This is a genomic window from Pseudomonas putida, assembly GCF_028682635.1.
Lineage (GTDB): Bacteria > Pseudomonadota > Gammaproteobacteria > Pseudomonadales > Pseudomonadaceae > Aquipseudomonas > Aquipseudomonas putida_AE.
This window is the reverse complement of record NZ_JANHLK010000014.1, coordinates 95,391-109,928: the sequence shown is the minus strand read 5'-3', so window position 1 is coordinate 109,928 and position 14,538 is coordinate 95,391. Positions and strand designations below refer to the sequence as shown.

Below are 14,538 nucleotides of genomic sequence, written 5' to 3'. Positions count from 1 at the left end.
ACAGTAGAGAACCCTGGCCATGTCCGTCAAACCCAAGGTGAGCCCGCGCCTGACCTTGCTCACTGCCTCTGCGGTATGCTCGCTGATCGTGCTCGACACCAACATCGTCGCCGTTACCTTGCCCAGCATCGCCCGGGACCTGGGGGCGAATTTCGCCGACATCGAATGGGTGGTCAGCGCCTACATGCTGGCCTTCGCCGCGCTGTTGCTGCCCGCTGGCAGCCTGGCCGATCGCTTTGGCCGGCAGAAAATGCTGATGTGGGGGCTGGGCATTTTCATCCTTGCGTCGATTGGCTGTGGGGCAGCGCCGAATGCACTGTTTCTCGACATTGCCCGCGCCATCAAGGGCGTCGGTGCGGCGCTGCTGTTGACCTCAGCGCTCGCCTCCATCGGCCACACCTTCCACGATGAAGTCGAACGGGCCAAGGCCTGGGCATTCTGGGGCGGTTGCATGGGCGTGGCGATGACGGCGGCGCCGACCCTGGGCGGCTTGATCACCGAGTACATTGGTTGGCGCTGGATCTTCTATCTCAACCTGCCTGTGGGGATGGTGCTGATGGTTATGGTCTGGCGCGCGGTGCCGGAATCCCGCGATGCCCAGGCTGCGCGCCTCGATCCGTGGGGCAGCCTGGCCTTCAGCGCCAGCCTGTTGTGCCTGATCTGGGGCTTGATCGAAGCCAACCGGATCGGCTGGGACAACCCCGTCACCTACACCCGCCTCGTGGGCGGCGCCCTGTTGCTGGGGTTGTTCGTGGTGATCGAGCGCCTGCAAGAGCGGCCGATGATCGATCTGCAACTGTTCCGTCACCCGCGCTTCATCGGCGCGCTGCTCGGCATGTTTTCCTACGCCGCGTGTGCCCAGGTGATGATGACCATGCTGCCGTTCTACTTGCAGAATGGGCTAGGTTTTACCGCCATTTCCGCCGGGCTGGGCATGCTACCTTTTGCCGTGACCATGCTGATCTTTCCGCGCATTGGTGCACGCCTGGCGGGACGTGTGACGCCGGCAAACATGATGGCCATCGGACTCACCTTGGTGGGCAGCGGTAATTTGCTCAGCGCCTGGGCGGTCAATAGCGGCGGTTACCTGCCCTTCGCCCTGGCCATTGCCGTGACGGGTGCCGGCGCGGGACTGCTCAATGGCGATACGCAAAAAAACATCATGGCCTGCGTGCCTAGGGAACGCACCGGCATGGCCTCGGGCATGAGTACGACGATGCGCTTCAGCGCGGTGATGCTGGCGATTGGTGTGTATGGTGCGTTTCTTTCGGGGCATAGCGAACAATTGCTGCACGACGGCCTGGCGGCACAGGGTGGGCAATGGCTTGAACAGACCCAAGGGGTTGCCTCGCGGGTGGTGGCCGGTGACATGGCGGCGGCGTTGAGTCTGGTGCCGGAGGCTGCGCGGTCGGTGGTCGAGCCGCTGGCGAGAGAAGCGTTTGTGGGTGGTTTCAGTCTCTTGCTTTGGGTCGCGGGGTTGGCGGGATTGTTTGGTGCGTTGGTGGTGGGCTTGCTGATGCGCAACCCGATTCCAGTGCCCCGGACTGCACTGGTGCTTGAGTGACGCGTACCTGGCAATTTCAGCTTTGAACCTGAGGCCCTCATCGCCAGCAGGCTGGCTCCCACAGGGGAATCCGGCGTTTATGATTTCTGTGTCTCACCCGCATCACTGTGGGAGCCAGCCTGCTGGCGATTGGGCCAGCACAGACAACGCAGAACTCAGCTGGGAAGCAGTTCGTCGATATGCCGATATTCAGATTGCAATTGCGCCGCCAATACCTTGCTGCGTTCGAGACGAATCGGCCCGCGTTCGATGTCGATCACCAATGCAGGACAATCGAGCGTGGGCAACGACGGCCATTCTTTCAGACGGCCATCGGTCACCAGCAACAAGCGTTGCTGCTCCGCCGGAAAGCGCTTTTGCCGCACGGCCAGCCAGCGCCCCGCTTCACCCAGCGCCGCCAGCAACGGCGTACCGCCACCGGCGCCCAGGCCATCGAGCCATTGGCGCAACCCCGTCGACGCTTTCAGCCCCTGCACCTGCCACTTCGGCAGCGCACCGCTGGCCGTCAGCAAGGCCAGGCGCGCGCGCTGTCGGTAGGCGTCGTCGAACAATTGCGCCAGCAAACCCTTGGCATCACTCAAGGCTTGATGACGCCGGGTGGACGCCGAGGCATCGACGATCACCAGCCACAGTTCATGAGCCGAACGCGTGCGTTGCTGGAACAACACGTCCTGGCGCTGGCGCGGCCGACCGTTGAGCAGCGTGCCTGGCCAATTGATCGAGCCACCATCGGCCGCGTGACGTTTACCCTGTTTGCCGGAATCGAGCCGTCCGGCACGGGGTCTGGCATTCGCCCCCGCGTCAGATCGAGGGCGAATGCCTAGGGCTTTTTTGGCCAGCTCGGCACTTCACGTCGCGCACCCACCGGCAGCGCTTGAGCGGGCATTTCGCCCCACTGGCCCTGGCCTTCGCTGGGGTTGGAATTCTGCCCGGACTGGGCCTGGTTCTGTTGTGGTGCAGGTGGCGTATGCTCTCGACGACGATGGCGCAGGGCAAACTCGGCGACCGCGTCGATATCCTCTACATCAATCGATGCAGCCCCGCGCCACGCCGCATGCGCACGCGCCGCGCGCAACCAGACCAGATCGGCGCGCAAGCCATCGACACCGGCGGCGAAGCAGCGCTCGGTAATCTGCGCCAGCGCTTCGTCGTCGAGGGGAATGCCCGCCAATGTGCTGCGGGCTTTTTCGCAGCGCTCACGCAACGACTGCTGCTGGCTCTCCCATTCGGCGCAGAATCGTTGCGGATCACTGTCGAAATCCAGGCGCCGACGGATGATCTGCCCGCGCTCGGTCGGGGCGGTGTGACCACCGAGGACGACGTTCAAGCCAAAGCGATCGAGCAATTGCGGACGTAACTCGCCCTCTTCCGGGTTCATGGTGCCGATCAGCACGAACTTCGCCGAATGCCGATGGGAAATACCGTCGCGCTCAACCAGATTGGTGCCGCTGGCGGCCACGTCGAGCAGCAGGTCAACCAGGTGATCGGGCAGCAGATTGACCTCGTCGACATACAACACGCCGCCGTCAGCCTTGGCCAGCACACCCGGGGAAAATTGTGCGCGACCCTCACTCAGGGCCGCGTCGAGGTCGAGGGTGCCAACCAGGCGTTCTTCGGTGGCCCCCAAGGGCAAGGTGACGAACTGGCCGCTGGCCAACAGGTCCGCCAGGCCGCGGGCCAGGGTCGACTTGGCCATGCCGCGCGGGCCTTCGATCAATACGCCGCCGATCTTCGGGTCGATGGCGGTCAGGTACAGCGCGAGCTTCAGATCGTCGGCGCCGACCACGGCGGAAAGCGGGAAATGGGGGGTGTCGGTCATTGTTCAATCTCGGTCATGGTCGGTGGTGTTTATCAGCTGTCTTCTTCTATATCCAGCAACAGGTTTTCCAGTGCCTCGCGGTAATCCCCCGGCTCTTTCCACATCCCTCGCTGTTGCGCTTCGAGCATGCGTTCGGTCATGTCGCGCAGGGCATGAGGGTTGTGCTCACGCACGAAATCCCGCGTACCCGGATCGAGCAAATAGGCATCCGCCAGCAGCGCGTACTGGTGATCGTCGATCAACTGCGTGGTGGCGTCGAAGGCGAACAGGTTGTCCACCGTCGCCGCCATTTCGAAGGCGCCTTTGTAGCCATGGCGCTTGACCCCGTCGATCCACTTCGGATTGGCCGCCCGGGAGCGGATGACCCGGTTCAGCTCTTCCTTCAGTGTGCGGATCTTCGGCAAGTCCGGCTGGCTGTGATCGCCGTGATAACTGGCCGCTGCCTCGCCACGCAGGCTTTCCACGGCGGCCAGCATGCCGCCCTGGAACTGGTAGTAGTCATTGGAGTCGAGCAGGTCGTGCTCGCGGTTGTCCTGGTTTTGCAGCACGGCTTGCATCTGGCCCAGGCGCTGGGAGAACTGCTCACGGGCTGCGGTGCCTTCGTCGGAACCGCCGTAGGCGTAGCCGCCCCAGTTCAGGTAGACCTCGGCCAGGTCCTCGCGGCTTTGCCACAGTCGACCGTCGATGGCGCCCTGCACACCCGCGCCATAGGCGCCGGGTTTGGCGCCGAAAATGCGCCATCCGGCCTGTCGCCGGGCAGCGTCTTCATCCATCCCCGATTGCAGCAGCGCCTGACGTTCGGCGCGAACCTTGGCGGCCAGGGGATTGAGGTCGTCTGGCTCGTCCAGCTCGGCCACCGCTTGCACGGCGGCATCGAACAGCCGGATCAAGTTGGCAAAGGCATCGCGGAAGAAACCCGATACACGCAGGGTAACGTCCACCCGCGGTCGATCAAGCAAGCTCAACGGCAGGATTTCAAAGTCGTCTACCCGCTGACTGCCGGTGGCCCAGACCGGGCGCACGCCCATCAACGCCATGGCCTGGGCGATGTCGTCGCCGCCGGTGCGCATGGTCGCGGTGCCCCAGACCGACAGGCCGAGTTGACGCAAATGATCGCCATGGTCTTGCAGATGGCGTTCAAGAATCAGGTTGGCCGACTGGAAACCGATGCGCCACGCGGTGGTGGTTGGCAGGTTGCGCACGTCCACCGAATAGAAGTTGCGCCCGGTCGGCAGCACGTCGAGGCGACCGCGACTGGGTGCGCCGCTTGGGCCGGCGGGGACGAAACGGCCACTGAGGGCGTCGAGCAGGCCGCGCATCTCCGCCGGACCGCAAGCATCGAGTCTGGGGGCGACGACTTCGCGCAGATGGTCGAGGATGGCGTTCACTTCAGACCAACTCGCCTCCTGTGGGAGCCAGCCTGCTGGCGATGGAGTGCCAGCCACATTGATGTCGACTGACACTCCATCGCCAGCAGGCTGGCTCCCACAGGAGATCACCTGTGTGGCGAATAGCTCGAGACGTTCGCGGGTATCGCCGGTGGTGCGCCAGGGTTCCTCGCTTAGCGATAATAATGCGTTGGGGCGCGGTCCGCTCCATGGGTCGGCCAGCGCACAATCCAGCGGATCGAAGCCCAATTCGAACGCCTTGGCCAACGCCCGCAGCAGACTCGACTGTGCACCACGACCATCGCCCCGGGGAATACGCAACAGCGCGAGCAAGGTATCGATGCGCAGCCGTCCCACCGGGGATTCGCCAAACACGTGCAAACCATCGCGGATCTGCGACTCTTTCAAGTCGCACAGGTAGGTGTCCAGGCGTGGCAGCCAGATCGCCGCGTCGGCATCGCTGTCGAGTTTTTCGTCCAGCTGCAATTCGCGATCAATGTGCGTGTCGCGCACCAGTTGCAGGATATCGCGCTGCAATTCCCGGGCACGGCGCGGGTCGAGCAATTGCGCCTCGTAATACTCGTCGGCCAACAGTTCGAGGTTGCGTAGCGGCCCGTAGGTTTCGGCGCGGGTCAGCGGTGGCATCAGGTGATCGATGATCACCGCTTGCGTGCGGCGCTTGGCCTGGGCGCCCTCGCCCGGATCGTTGACGATGAACGGATAGATGTTCGGCAGCGGCCCGAGCAGTGCATCCGGCCAGCAGTGCTCCGACAGCCCGACGCCCTTGCCCGGCAGCCATTCCAGGTTGCCGTGCTTGCCGACGTGGATCACGCCATGGGCACCGTAGGTGTTGCGCAACCAGAAATAGAACGCCAGGTAGCCGTGGGGCGGCACCAGGTCCGGGTCGTGGTACACCGCACTCGGGTCCACCTGATAACCCCGCGCGGGCTGGATGCCGACGAAGGTCAGGCCAAAACGCAACCCGGCGATCATCATTCGCCCGCCACGGCACATCGGATCGCTGTCCGGCGCACCCCAGCGGTCCAGCACGGCCTGGCGGTTGGCTTCGGGCAAGGCATTGAACATGAGCCAATAGTCGTCCATCGCCAGGCTTTGCTGGCACGGACGCTGGTCGAGGGTATCGAGGTCGTTGCTGACACCGCCGAGCAATTGCTGGATCAACGCGGTGCCGCTGCCTGGCAACTGCGCCGGTAGCGGATACCCTTCCCTGTGAAGCGCACGCAAGATGTTCAGCGCTGCGGCCGGGGTATCGAGGCCAACGCCATTGCCGATACGACCATCGCGGGTCGGGTAATTGGCCAGGATCAGCGCAATGCGTTTTTGCCCGTTGGGTACCCGCGCCAGCTCGATCCAGCGCCGCGCCAGTTGCGCGACAAAGTCCATGCGTTCCGGCTGCGCGCGGTAGCAGACCACGTCGGACTGACTGCGCTCGCTGCGCCAGGCCAGGTCCTTGAAGCTGATCGGCCGGCTGATGATGCGCCCGTCCAGTTCCGGCAACGCAATGTGCATCGCCAGGTCTCGCGGGCCAAGCCCCTGTTCGCTGGCGCGCCAGCCCGGTTCGTTGTCCTGGGCACAAATGGCCTGGATCACCGGGATATTGCGGCGAAACGGTCGCAAGTGCGGTGCTTCAGGGCTCGATTGGGCGAAACCGGTAGTGTTCAAGATCACTGAGGCTGAAGTTTCATCCAGCCAGTCCTCGACTACGCAAAGGCAGCCAGGCTCTTTCAAACTGGCCAGCGCAATCGGCAACGGGTTCAACCCCGCCGCCTGCAGGCGCTGGCAGAAAACATCGATGAACGCGGTGTTCGCCGCCTGCAAATGCGAGCGGTAGAACAGCACCGCCGCCACCGGTTGACCGGCCTGCCAGTCGGCTTGCCAATCGCTCGGTTGCGCGGGGCTTTTTCGCGGGTGGTAAATCGCCGTTCGCGGCAGGGTTTGCGGTTCGGCCCAGGCGTAGCCGCGATCCAGCCAGCGATTGGCCAGACAGCGGAAAAAGTCGAGGGCATTGCCCATGCCGCCCTGGCGCAGAAATTGCCAAAGCCGGTCACGATCCTCAGAACCTACGGTGCTGAGGTCGCTGAGCTCCGGGTCCGGGCGGTCATCCCCTGGTACCAGAATCAGCTGCACGCCGCGCTGCGACAGCTCCACCAGCCGCTCGACGCCATAACGCCAATAGGCAATGCCGCCGTGCAGCGAAATCAGAATGACTTTGGCGTGGCGCAACACTTGGTCGACATACAGGTCGACCGACGCATGGTTCTGCACCTGCATCGGGTTGGCCAGGCGCACGCTCGGGTAGTCGTCGGGCAACTGCTGCGCCGCTTCGGCGAGCAGCGCCAGGCTGGAGTCGCCGCTGCACAGGATCACCAGCTCGGCGGGGGTTTGTCCAAGGTCGGCAATGTTGTCATCCGACACGAATCCGCCGGGCTGGGTCCTGAGCAGGTGCATGGGTTACACGCTGAGCGCGGCGCGCAATTGCGCTTCGAGCAAGGTGGCGTCCAGTGCCTGGCCGATCAATACCAGGCGCGTGGTACGTGCCTCTTCAGCGCCCCACTGGCGGTCGAAGTGTTTGTCGAAACGGGTGCCCACGCCCTGGATCAGCAAACGCATAGGCTTGTTCGGGATCGCCGCGAAACCCTTGACGCGCAGGATGCTGTGCTCGACCACCAGTTGGGTCAACGCATCCATCAGCAGGCTTTCGTCGGCTTGCGGCAGTTCGATGGAGATGGAATCGAAGGCGTCGTGATCGTGGTCGTCATGATCATCGCCATCGTGGTGATGATCATGGTGGCTGTGACGGCTGTCGATGTGCTCTTCGGAACCGGCGCCAAGGCCGATCAGCACGTCCAGCGGCAAGCGACCGCTGCTGGCTTCGATAACTTTCACCGCCGGCGGCAATTCCTCGGCGACTTCCAGGCGCACGCGAGCCAGGTCTTCAGGGCTGATCAGGTCGGCTTTGTTGAGGATCACCAGGTCGGCGCTGGACAATTGGTCGGCGAACAGTTCGTGCAGCGGTGATTCGTGGTCCAGGTTCGGGTCGAGTTTGCGCTGGGCGTCGACCTGATCCGGGAAGGCGGCGAAGGTGCCCGCCGCCACGGCCGGGCTGTCGACCACGGTGATCACCGCATCGACGGTGCAGGCACTGCGAATTTCCGGCCACTGGAAGGCTTGCACCAGCGGTTTTGGCAGGGCCAGGCCCGAGGTTTCGATCAGGATGTGGTCGAGATCGCCGCGACGGGCCACCAGTTCGCGCATCACCGGGAAGAACTCTTCCTGCACGGTGCAGCACAGGCAGCCGTTGGCCAGTTCATAGACACGGCCGTTGGCTTCTTCTTCAGTGCAACCGATGGAGCACTGCTTGAGGATTTCGCCGTCGATGCCCAGTTCGCCGAACTCGTTGACGATCACCGCGATGCGGCGGCCCTGGGCGTTGTCGAGCATGTGCCGTAGCAAGGTGGTCTTGCCCGAGCCGAGGAAGCCGGTGACGATGGTGACGGGGAGTTTGGCCAGTGTTTTCATCGGATGCCCTTTGGCAAGGTGGCGGGCATACGGGACGAGGACCGGCCACGCACAAGCGCGCCAGAAGCGTTCGCCACCGGATCACCCCGCCCGGTTGTAGTGAGAATCTGTATCGAGGCAGGTCTCCTGGCTGACGGTGTGCTGGCCTTCAAGCCTGGCATTCGCTGCGCCTTCCCGCGGGCTCGGACTTGAGCGTGCAGTGGCGTGGCAGCGAACATCACCGTTCACAGTTGCGGGGGCAGCCGCGGCATTGACCGCGTTCCCTTCTTAGCTTCGACAAACGCCGAAGAACCTCGAATGCGCAAGGCTACGCATGGTAATGGGGCGGGTCAATGTCTTGTGGTGCCTGTACGGGCCCCTTCGCGAGCAAGCCCGCTCCCACATGGAAATGCGATCACCTGTGGGAGCGGGCTTGCTCGCGAATGAAGCGACTCGGTCCCGAGTTGAGAACCCTTGCCAATTGACGCCCGCCCCTCGCCCATGCTCTCCTACGCACCTTGTTACGGGTGCCCTTCACAGGGTGAAACGGGAAACCGGTGAATCATGTGCTTTACTCAAGCCCATGTCAGTCCGGTGCTGCCCCCGCAACGGTAAGCGAGCGAAGCGTCAGATCCACTGTGCCAATGTGGCATGGGAAGGTGACGCTTGCAGGTCAAGGCTAACGCCTGCCCCCTCGTGAGCCCGGAGACCGGCCCGCAACACAAAGTGACCAACACGATCACTGACTCAACAAACCCGCGGTGGGCGGGCGCTGTTCGGACTTCTGCGCGCTCGGTCGTGCGCCGTCCTGCCTGCGCTCTTATTCCCCGCTGACAGAACAGAGGGAAGCGCCATGTCGATCATCAGCAGCACCGGCCACAGCACCACCACCAGCAGCACCACTACCCTGACTCAACGCCTGACCGCCGCCGCTTGCGCGTCGATTCTTGGCGCGTGCCTTGTGTATTTCGCCGGTTTCTCGCACATCGAAGCGGTGCACAACGCCGCTCACGATACCCGCCACAGCGCTGCGTTCCCGTGCCATTGAGACCTGCTGACATGATCAAGCGTATTGCGCAAACCGCAGGTTTCAGCGGGCTGCTGGCTGCCCTGCTGCTGACCCTGCTGCAGAGTTTCTGGGTTTCTCCGCTGATCTTGCAGGCCGAAACCTACGAGAAATCGGAACCTGCCGCCGTTGAAGTCCACGAACACGCCGCGGGCGTCGCTGCCCACAGCCACGACGCCGAAGCCTGGGAGCCGGAAGACGGCTGGCAGCGCGTGCTGTCGACCACGGGCGGTAACCTGGTGGTGGCAGTCGGTTTCGCCCTGATGCTCGCCGGCCTCTATACCCTGCGCGCGCCGACCAAGACCTCCCAAGGCCTGCTCTGGGGCCTGGCCGGTTACGTTACCTTCGTGTTGGCGCCGACGCTCGGCCTGCCGCCCGAGTTGCCGGGCACCGCGGCGGCGGATCTGGCGCAACGGCAGATCTGGTGGATCGGCACGGCCGCCTCCACGGCTGTCGGCATCGCGCTGATCGTATTCAGCCGAAACTGGCTGATGAAGATCCTCGGCGTGGCGATCCTCGCCGTTCCGCACGTGATTGGCGCACCGCAACCGGAAGTGCATTCGATGCTCGCCCCAGAGGCCCTGGAAGCTCAGTTCAAGATCGCTTCGCAGTTGACCAACGTGGCGTTCTGGCTGGCCCTGGGCCTGACCAGCGCCTGGTTGTTCCGCCGCAAAAGCGACGGTCAATACCAAGCATGACTGAACTTGGCACAGCGCCGACCCTGGTGGTCGGCCTGGGCTGCCAGCGTGGCTGCCCCGTCAGCACGCTGCGGGCATTGCTCGACCAGGCATTGCAGGCGCACCAGATCGAACTGCATCAGATCAAGGCCCTGGCCAGCATCGACCAGAAGCGCGGCGAACCGGCCCTGAGCGAACTGGCCGAGCAGCTTGGGCTGCAGATGATGTATTTCAGCAGTGAACAACTGGCGGGCTATCACCCCCGACTCAGTCACCATTCGGACATCGCCTTTGAACGGACCGGGTGCTATGGCGTGGCAGAAAGCGCCGCCCTGGCGCTGGCCGAACAACTGGCCAACGCCCCGGCCAAATTGCTGATCCCGCGACAAAAATATGCCCAGGCCACCCTGGCATTGGCCGGCGCCGCGTAAAATCCCCGATAATCCACGCATTCGATCATGAGCAATCTTCATCTGAAGCCTTGCCCACCCCCTTTTTTCACAGGAACCGACGATGACCGTCTACTTTATTGGCGCAGGTCCCGGCGACCCCGAACTGATCACCGTCAAGGGCCAGCGGCTGATCCGCAGTTGCCCGGTGATCATCTACGCCGGCTCGCTGGTGCCCGCCGCAGTGTTGGAAGGACACCGCGCCGAACAGGTGGTCAACAGCGCCGAATTGCACCTGGAGCAGATCATCGAACTGATCAGCGCGGCCCATGCCAAGGGTCAGGACGTGGCTCGCGTGCATTCCGGTGATCCGAGCCTGTATGGTGCCATCGGCGAGCAGATTCGCCATTTGCGTGAACGGGATATTCCTTTCGAAATCATTCCCGGTGTCACCGCAACGGCAGCCTGCGCGGCGCTTCTGGGCGCAGAACTGACCTTGCCGGACGTGTCACAGAGCGTGATCCTGACACGCTATGCCGACAAGACCGTGATGCCCGCCGGAGAAGAACTGGCCAGCTTGGCGCAGCACGGGGCGACCATGGCGATTCATCTGGGGGTCAATCACCTGGCAAAAATCGTCGAGGAGTTGCTACCGTTTTACGGCGCCGACTGCCCGATTGCGGTGATTCACCGGGCGACCTGGCCGGATCAGGATTGGGTGGTGGGGACGCTTGAAGATATTAACGGGAAGGTTGAAGCCAAGGGGTTTCGGCGTACGGCGTTGATTCTCGTGGGTCGGGTGTTGGGCAGTGAGCATTTCAGTGAGTCGTCGCTGTATCGTGCTGGACATGCGCATTTGTATCGGCCATAGGGCCTCTTCGCTGGCAAGCCAGCTCCTACAGATCTGGTGTTGACCGCGATAGGGCCAGTGGATTTCACCCATAAAAAAACGGCGCTCACGGGGCGCCGTTTTTTTATGCCGCAGCGAACACCTTAGTAGTAGGCGTTTTCTTTCTGCGTGTGGTCGGTCACGTCACGCACACCCTTGAGCTCGGGAATACGCTCGAGCAAGGTGCGCTCGATGCCTTCCTTCAAGGTCACGTCGGCCTGGCCGCAGCCCTGGCAACCGCCACCGAATTGCAGGACGGCGATGCCGTCTTCGACCACGTCGATCAGGCTGACCTGGCCGCCGTGGCTGGCCAACCCAGGGTTGATCTCGGTTTGCAGGTAGTAGTTGATGCGCTCGTTGACCGGGCTGTCGGCGTTGACCATCGGCACTTTGGCGTTTGGCGCCTTGATGGTCAGCTGGCCGCCCATGCGGTCGGTGGCGTAGTCGACTACTGCATCGTCCAGGAAAGCTTCGCTGAAATGGTCGATGTAGGCGGTGAAGCTTTTCAGCCCCAGCGCGGTGTCTTCGGGTTTTTCTTCGCCCGGCTTGCAGTAGGCAATGCAGGTTTCGGCGTACTGGGTGCCAGGCTGGGTGATGAAGACGCGAATGCCAATGCCCGGGGTGTTCTGCTTGGAGAGCAGATCAGCCAGGTAATCGTGGGCGGCGTCGGTGATGGTAATAGCGGTCATGGAAACTCCTCGCAGGCTTGGACGCAGTTTACGCCAATCATCGCCGCGGACAAAGTCCTAGTATTTTTGTCGGGAAAAGATGCGGAGCTTACCCCTGTGGGAGCGGGCTTGCTCGCGAAGGCGTCATGTCAGACAACATCAATGGTGACCGCTCCACCGCCTTCGCGAGCAAGCCCGCTCCCACAAGGGGTTCTAGAGGTTCTCGTAGCGATTCATGTCCAGCACGCCCTCTTCCACCGGTTCGGTTTCGTGGATATAGCGACTCAAATCATGGAAATACTGCCAGAACTGCGGGTGGCTGCGACGGATCCCCCAGCGCTCGACGATTTTCTCCAAACGATTGGCATCCTTGGCATTCTCCATCTCATCGACAAATTGTGGCACTTGATCGGCGGGGATATTGAACATGAAGTTCGGGTAACTGCTCAGAACCCCGGGGAAAATGGTCAGCGTGTCGAGCCCCGGCTGGTACCGTAGCGACTCACCGAGCAGGAACGCCACATTACTGTGCGCGCGGTTGCGCAGCAGGCTGTAGACCACACGCTGACCGCTCGCGGTTTCGACCCGCAGCATGGTCGCTTCCGGCAGTAGATCGATGACCCTGAGCCCGGCAGCCGGCCGTGAGGCCAGGCGACTCAACGACTGCTCGGCGGCCTGCAGCGCTGGATCGATGTTCGGCCGCGAGCAATAGGCGCCTTCGCAGCGGTTGATCGGATCAGGCCTGGCATCCAGCTCGCCGTAGCGTGCCAGCAGCTGCATGGCGAAGTCGCGCTTGGGGTCCTGTTCGTTGAGCTTCAGTGCAGTCGGCGTGTCGTCGTCGATGGACTCATAGTCCAGCCACATCTTGAATCTCCCGCTGTTCTGGTACCAGTCGTCGAGGTACCCCTCCCGCGAGTCAGCCGGCATCAGGCGCAGGAAATTCTGCTCGGCGCCATTGCGGATCAGGTCGAAATACAAGCGCGTCTGGGCCTGGTGGGACACATTGCCGAACACGTCGAAATTCACCGCCAACTGATAATAGGTGCGCTCCAGCAGCGGGAAATCGAACAGCCACATCGTCTGTGGCACGTCGCCGATCAGGCCCTTGGTCACCGCGGCGCTGTCGAAGTGGCGGAAAATGCTCAGCAGCGCGTTATCGTTGCCGGCCCACAGGCTCGACCAGCTTGGCGGCGGCAGATCGGCATAGCTGTCCCGGCGCAGGGCTTCGTATTCGTTGCGTTTGTCGCGGTAGTCGTGCCACAAGGTGAGGACGCTGCCAACGTCGTCGTTCTGCCCTGGCATCGCCAGCAACGGCGTGGCCTGGCCGCGATAGTTCGGGTCGGTGATGTAGAGGTCGTGTTCCGGCGCCTGGAACAGCGCCCAGAAGTTGTCGCGGATCACGTCAGTGGCGATCTGCCCCCGGCAGACCGGGCCGCGAATGAAGGTGCGCACGAAATACTCGGCGTTATCGAGCATGAACTGATAACGCGCCTGGGCCGGGATCGCTTCGAAGGTGGAAAAGGGGTTGGCCCGGCGTTCCGGGCCGTAACCCGGCAAGGCATTGACCTGCCAGTTGCCGTTATAGAAGAGGCTTTTGACCCGTGCCAGCTTCGCCGCACTCAGCGGATAGGTGATGTGCGTCTTGTGCACGATCACGCCCTGCACCGGCCACAAGCGGTAATACACCTGGGTGCCGGGGTCGTCGTTCGGCCGACGGGTATTGATCAGGTCGATGGGCTGGCCGGTGGGCGTGCGCGAACGCACCCACTGGAAGAAATGCCCCGGCTCGCCATCCTTGAAATAAATGTGCGCGAGAAACCAGTGCTCGAACAACCAACGCCCTACCAGGCTCTGCCGTGCGCCCGGTGCATTGAGCAGGTTTTCCCACTGCACCACCTGCAACGCTTCTTTCACGCTCGGCACCAGGGCCTGTTCATCGATCGGCGCACCGGAAGCCAGCCAGCGTTGCAGCGTCTGGTACTGCTGGTCGGTCAGGCCGGTGACCGCCAGGGGCATGCCTTCCTTGGGGTGAGCGCTGGCATATCCGTCGAACTCGCCCGGCAAGGCGCACATGTTCTCGCGATTGAGACCCAGGACGATGTCCGCAGGCAATTTGGCATTGGGTTGCAACGCATTGCTGTGCCCCAGTTCCAGCATGCGCGCCATCAATGCGGCCTGGCTGCCCTGGGCGTCGAGCACCGAATAGAAGCCTTTGTGTTGCCAGGCGCGCTTGCCGAATGCGTCAAAGAACAGCCGGCTCGGCGCCACCGCCTGGCTGCGATCGCCGTCATACACCGGGACTTTCGTCGCGCCACGGGCCGCGCCCTCCCCGCTGCCCAGGTTGAGCTGACAGGCGGCGTCGTTACAGGCGTGGCAGGCCACGCACTTTTCAGTGAAGATCGGCTGGATGTCGCGACTGTAGGAAATGCCGGCGGATAGCGCCGGGTCCTGCGCAACCGCGCCCCAGCTTAATAGCAGCAATACACTGCTGATGACGACGCGATACGACATGTCCCTGGTCCCGATCCTTTAGAAAACGCCGAGATTCTACCGGGCTGG

The 14,538-nt window shown here is 62.9% G+C and carries 11 protein-coding genes and 2 riboswitches; of the genes, 5 read left to right on the top strand and 6 right to left on the bottom strand.

Features of this window, described 5'->3' with window-relative positions; all coding sequences use genetic code 11:
* Positions 1–19 precede the first annotated feature (19 nt).
* Positions 20–1,564 carry an MFS transporter gene (locus tag NPS56_RS18535; protein ID WP_274075945.1) on the top strand — a complete coding sequence of 515 codons (1,545 nt, stop codon included), beginning with the start codon at positions 20–22 and terminating at the stop codon, positions 1,562–1,564.
* Positions 1,565–1,719: 155 nt separating this feature from the next.
* On the opposite strand, the gene NPS56_RS18530 is transcribed toward NPS56_RS18535, so the two are convergent.
* The 4 genes from NPS56_RS18530 to cobW form a co-directional block, all read right to left on the bottom strand.
* Complete coding sequence (locus NPS56_RS18530; protein WP_337994665.1) at positions 1,720–2,265, bottom strand: vWA domain-containing protein; 546 nt, start codon at positions 2,263–2,265, stop codon at positions 1,720–1,722.
* Positions 2,266–2,384: 119 nt separating this feature from the next.
* Complete coding sequence (locus NPS56_RS18525) at positions 2,385–3,383, bottom strand: ATP-binding protein (protein WP_274075944.1); 999 nt, start codon at positions 3,381–3,383, stop codon at positions 2,385–2,387.
* 32 nt (positions 3,384–3,415) lie between these two features.
* On the bottom strand, positions 3,416–7,240 hold the full coding sequence (gene cobN, locus NPS56_RS18520) for a cobaltochelatase subunit CobN (protein ID WP_274075943.1): 3,825 nt from the start codon (positions 7,238–7,240) through the stop codon (positions 3,416–3,418).
* A gap of 3 nt (positions 7,241–7,243) precedes the next feature.
* The gene (gene cobW / locus NPS56_RS18515) at positions 7,244–8,311 is read right to left on the bottom strand and encodes a cobalamin biosynthesis protein CobW (protein ID WP_274075942.1); all 1,068 of its coding nucleotides are present in this window, start codon (positions 8,309–8,311) and stop codon (positions 7,244–7,246) included.
* Between the two features lie 99 nt (positions 8,312–8,410).
* A riboswitch (cobalamin riboswitch) is annotated at positions 8,411–8,622 on the bottom strand.
* Between the two features lie 176 nt (positions 8,623–8,798).
* Positions 8,799–9,022, top strand: a riboswitch (cobalamin riboswitch).
* Between the two features lie 121 nt (positions 9,023–9,143).
* Between cobW and NPS56_RS18510 the strand changes: the two genes are divergently transcribed.
* From NPS56_RS18510 to cobM, 4 genes are all read left to right on the top strand, one after another.
* A complete protein-coding gene (locus NPS56_RS18510) occupies positions 9,144–9,338 on the top strand; it encodes a CbtB domain-containing protein (RefSeq protein ID WP_274075941.1) in 195 nt (64 codons plus the stop codon).
* An 11-nt stretch (positions 9,339–9,349) separates the two neighbouring features.
* Complete coding sequence (locus tag NPS56_RS18505) at positions 9,350–10,054, top strand: CbtA family protein (protein WP_274075940.1); 705 nt, start codon at positions 9,350–9,352, stop codon at positions 10,052–10,054.
* A complete protein-coding gene (locus NPS56_RS18500; RefSeq protein ID WP_274075939.1) occupies positions 10,051–10,464 on the top strand; it encodes a cobalamin biosynthesis protein in 414 nt (137 codons plus the stop codon). The genes NPS56_RS18505 and NPS56_RS18500 overlap by 4 nt, the downstream gene beginning before the upstream one ends.
* 82 nt (positions 10,465–10,546) lie before the next feature.
* Positions 10,547–11,293, top strand: a complete 747-nt coding sequence (gene cobM, locus NPS56_RS18495) for a precorrin-4 C(11)-methyltransferase (protein WP_274075938.1) — start codon at positions 10,547–10,549, stop codon at positions 11,291–11,293.
* 122 nt (positions 11,294–11,415) lie between these two features.
* Here cobM and nfuA read toward each other — a convergent pair whose 3' ends face one another.
* Positions 11,416–12,000 carry a Fe-S biogenesis protein NfuA gene (gene nfuA, locus NPS56_RS18490; protein ID WP_007912592.1) on the bottom strand — a complete coding sequence of 195 codons (585 nt, stop codon included), beginning with the start codon at positions 11,998–12,000 and terminating at the stop codon, positions 11,416–11,418.
* A gap of 192 nt (positions 12,001–12,192) precedes the next feature.
* Positions 12,193–14,490 carry a fatty acid cis/trans isomerase gene (locus NPS56_RS18485; protein ID WP_274075937.1) on the bottom strand — a complete coding sequence of 766 codons (2,298 nt, stop codon included), beginning with the start codon at positions 14,488–14,490 and terminating at the stop codon, positions 12,193–12,195.
* Positions 14,491–14,538 lie beyond the last annotated feature (48 nt).

Coding starts and splice junctions, on each gene's coding strand:
- NPS56_RS18535 (WP_274075945.1), top strand. CDS start 20: ATGTCCGTCAAACCCAAGGTGAGCCCGCGCCTGACCTTGCTCACTGCC.
- NPS56_RS18525 (WP_274075944.1), bottom strand. CDS start 3,383: ATGACCGACACCCCCCATTTCCCGCTTTCCGCCGTGGTCGGCGCCGAC.
- cobN (WP_274075943.1), bottom strand. CDS start 7,240: ATGCACCTGCTCAGGACCCAGCCCGGCGGATTCGTGTCGGATGACAAC.
- cobW (WP_274075942.1), bottom strand. CDS start 8,311: ATGAAAACACTGGCCAAACTCCCCGTCACCATCGTCACCGGCTTCCTC.
- NPS56_RS18510 (WP_274075941.1), top strand. CDS start 9,144: ATGTCGATCATCAGCAGCACCGGCCACAGCACCACCACCAGCAGCACC.
- NPS56_RS18505 (WP_274075940.1), top strand. CDS start 9,350: ATGATCAAGCGTATTGCGCAAACCGCAGGTTTCAGCGGGCTGCTGGCT.
- NPS56_RS18500 (WP_274075939.1), top strand. CDS start 10,051: ATGACTGAACTTGGCACAGCGCCGACCCTGGTGGTCGGCCTGGGCTGC.
- cobM (WP_274075938.1), top strand. CDS start 10,547: ATGACCGTCTACTTTATTGGCGCAGGTCCCGGCGACCCCGAACTGATC.
- nfuA (WP_007912592.1), bottom strand. CDS start 12,000: ATGACCGCTATTACCATCACCGACGCCGCCCACGATTACCTGGCTGAT.
- NPS56_RS18485 (WP_274075937.1), bottom strand. CDS start 14,490: ATGTCGTATCGCGTCGTCATCAGCAGTGTATTGCTGCTATTAAGCTGG.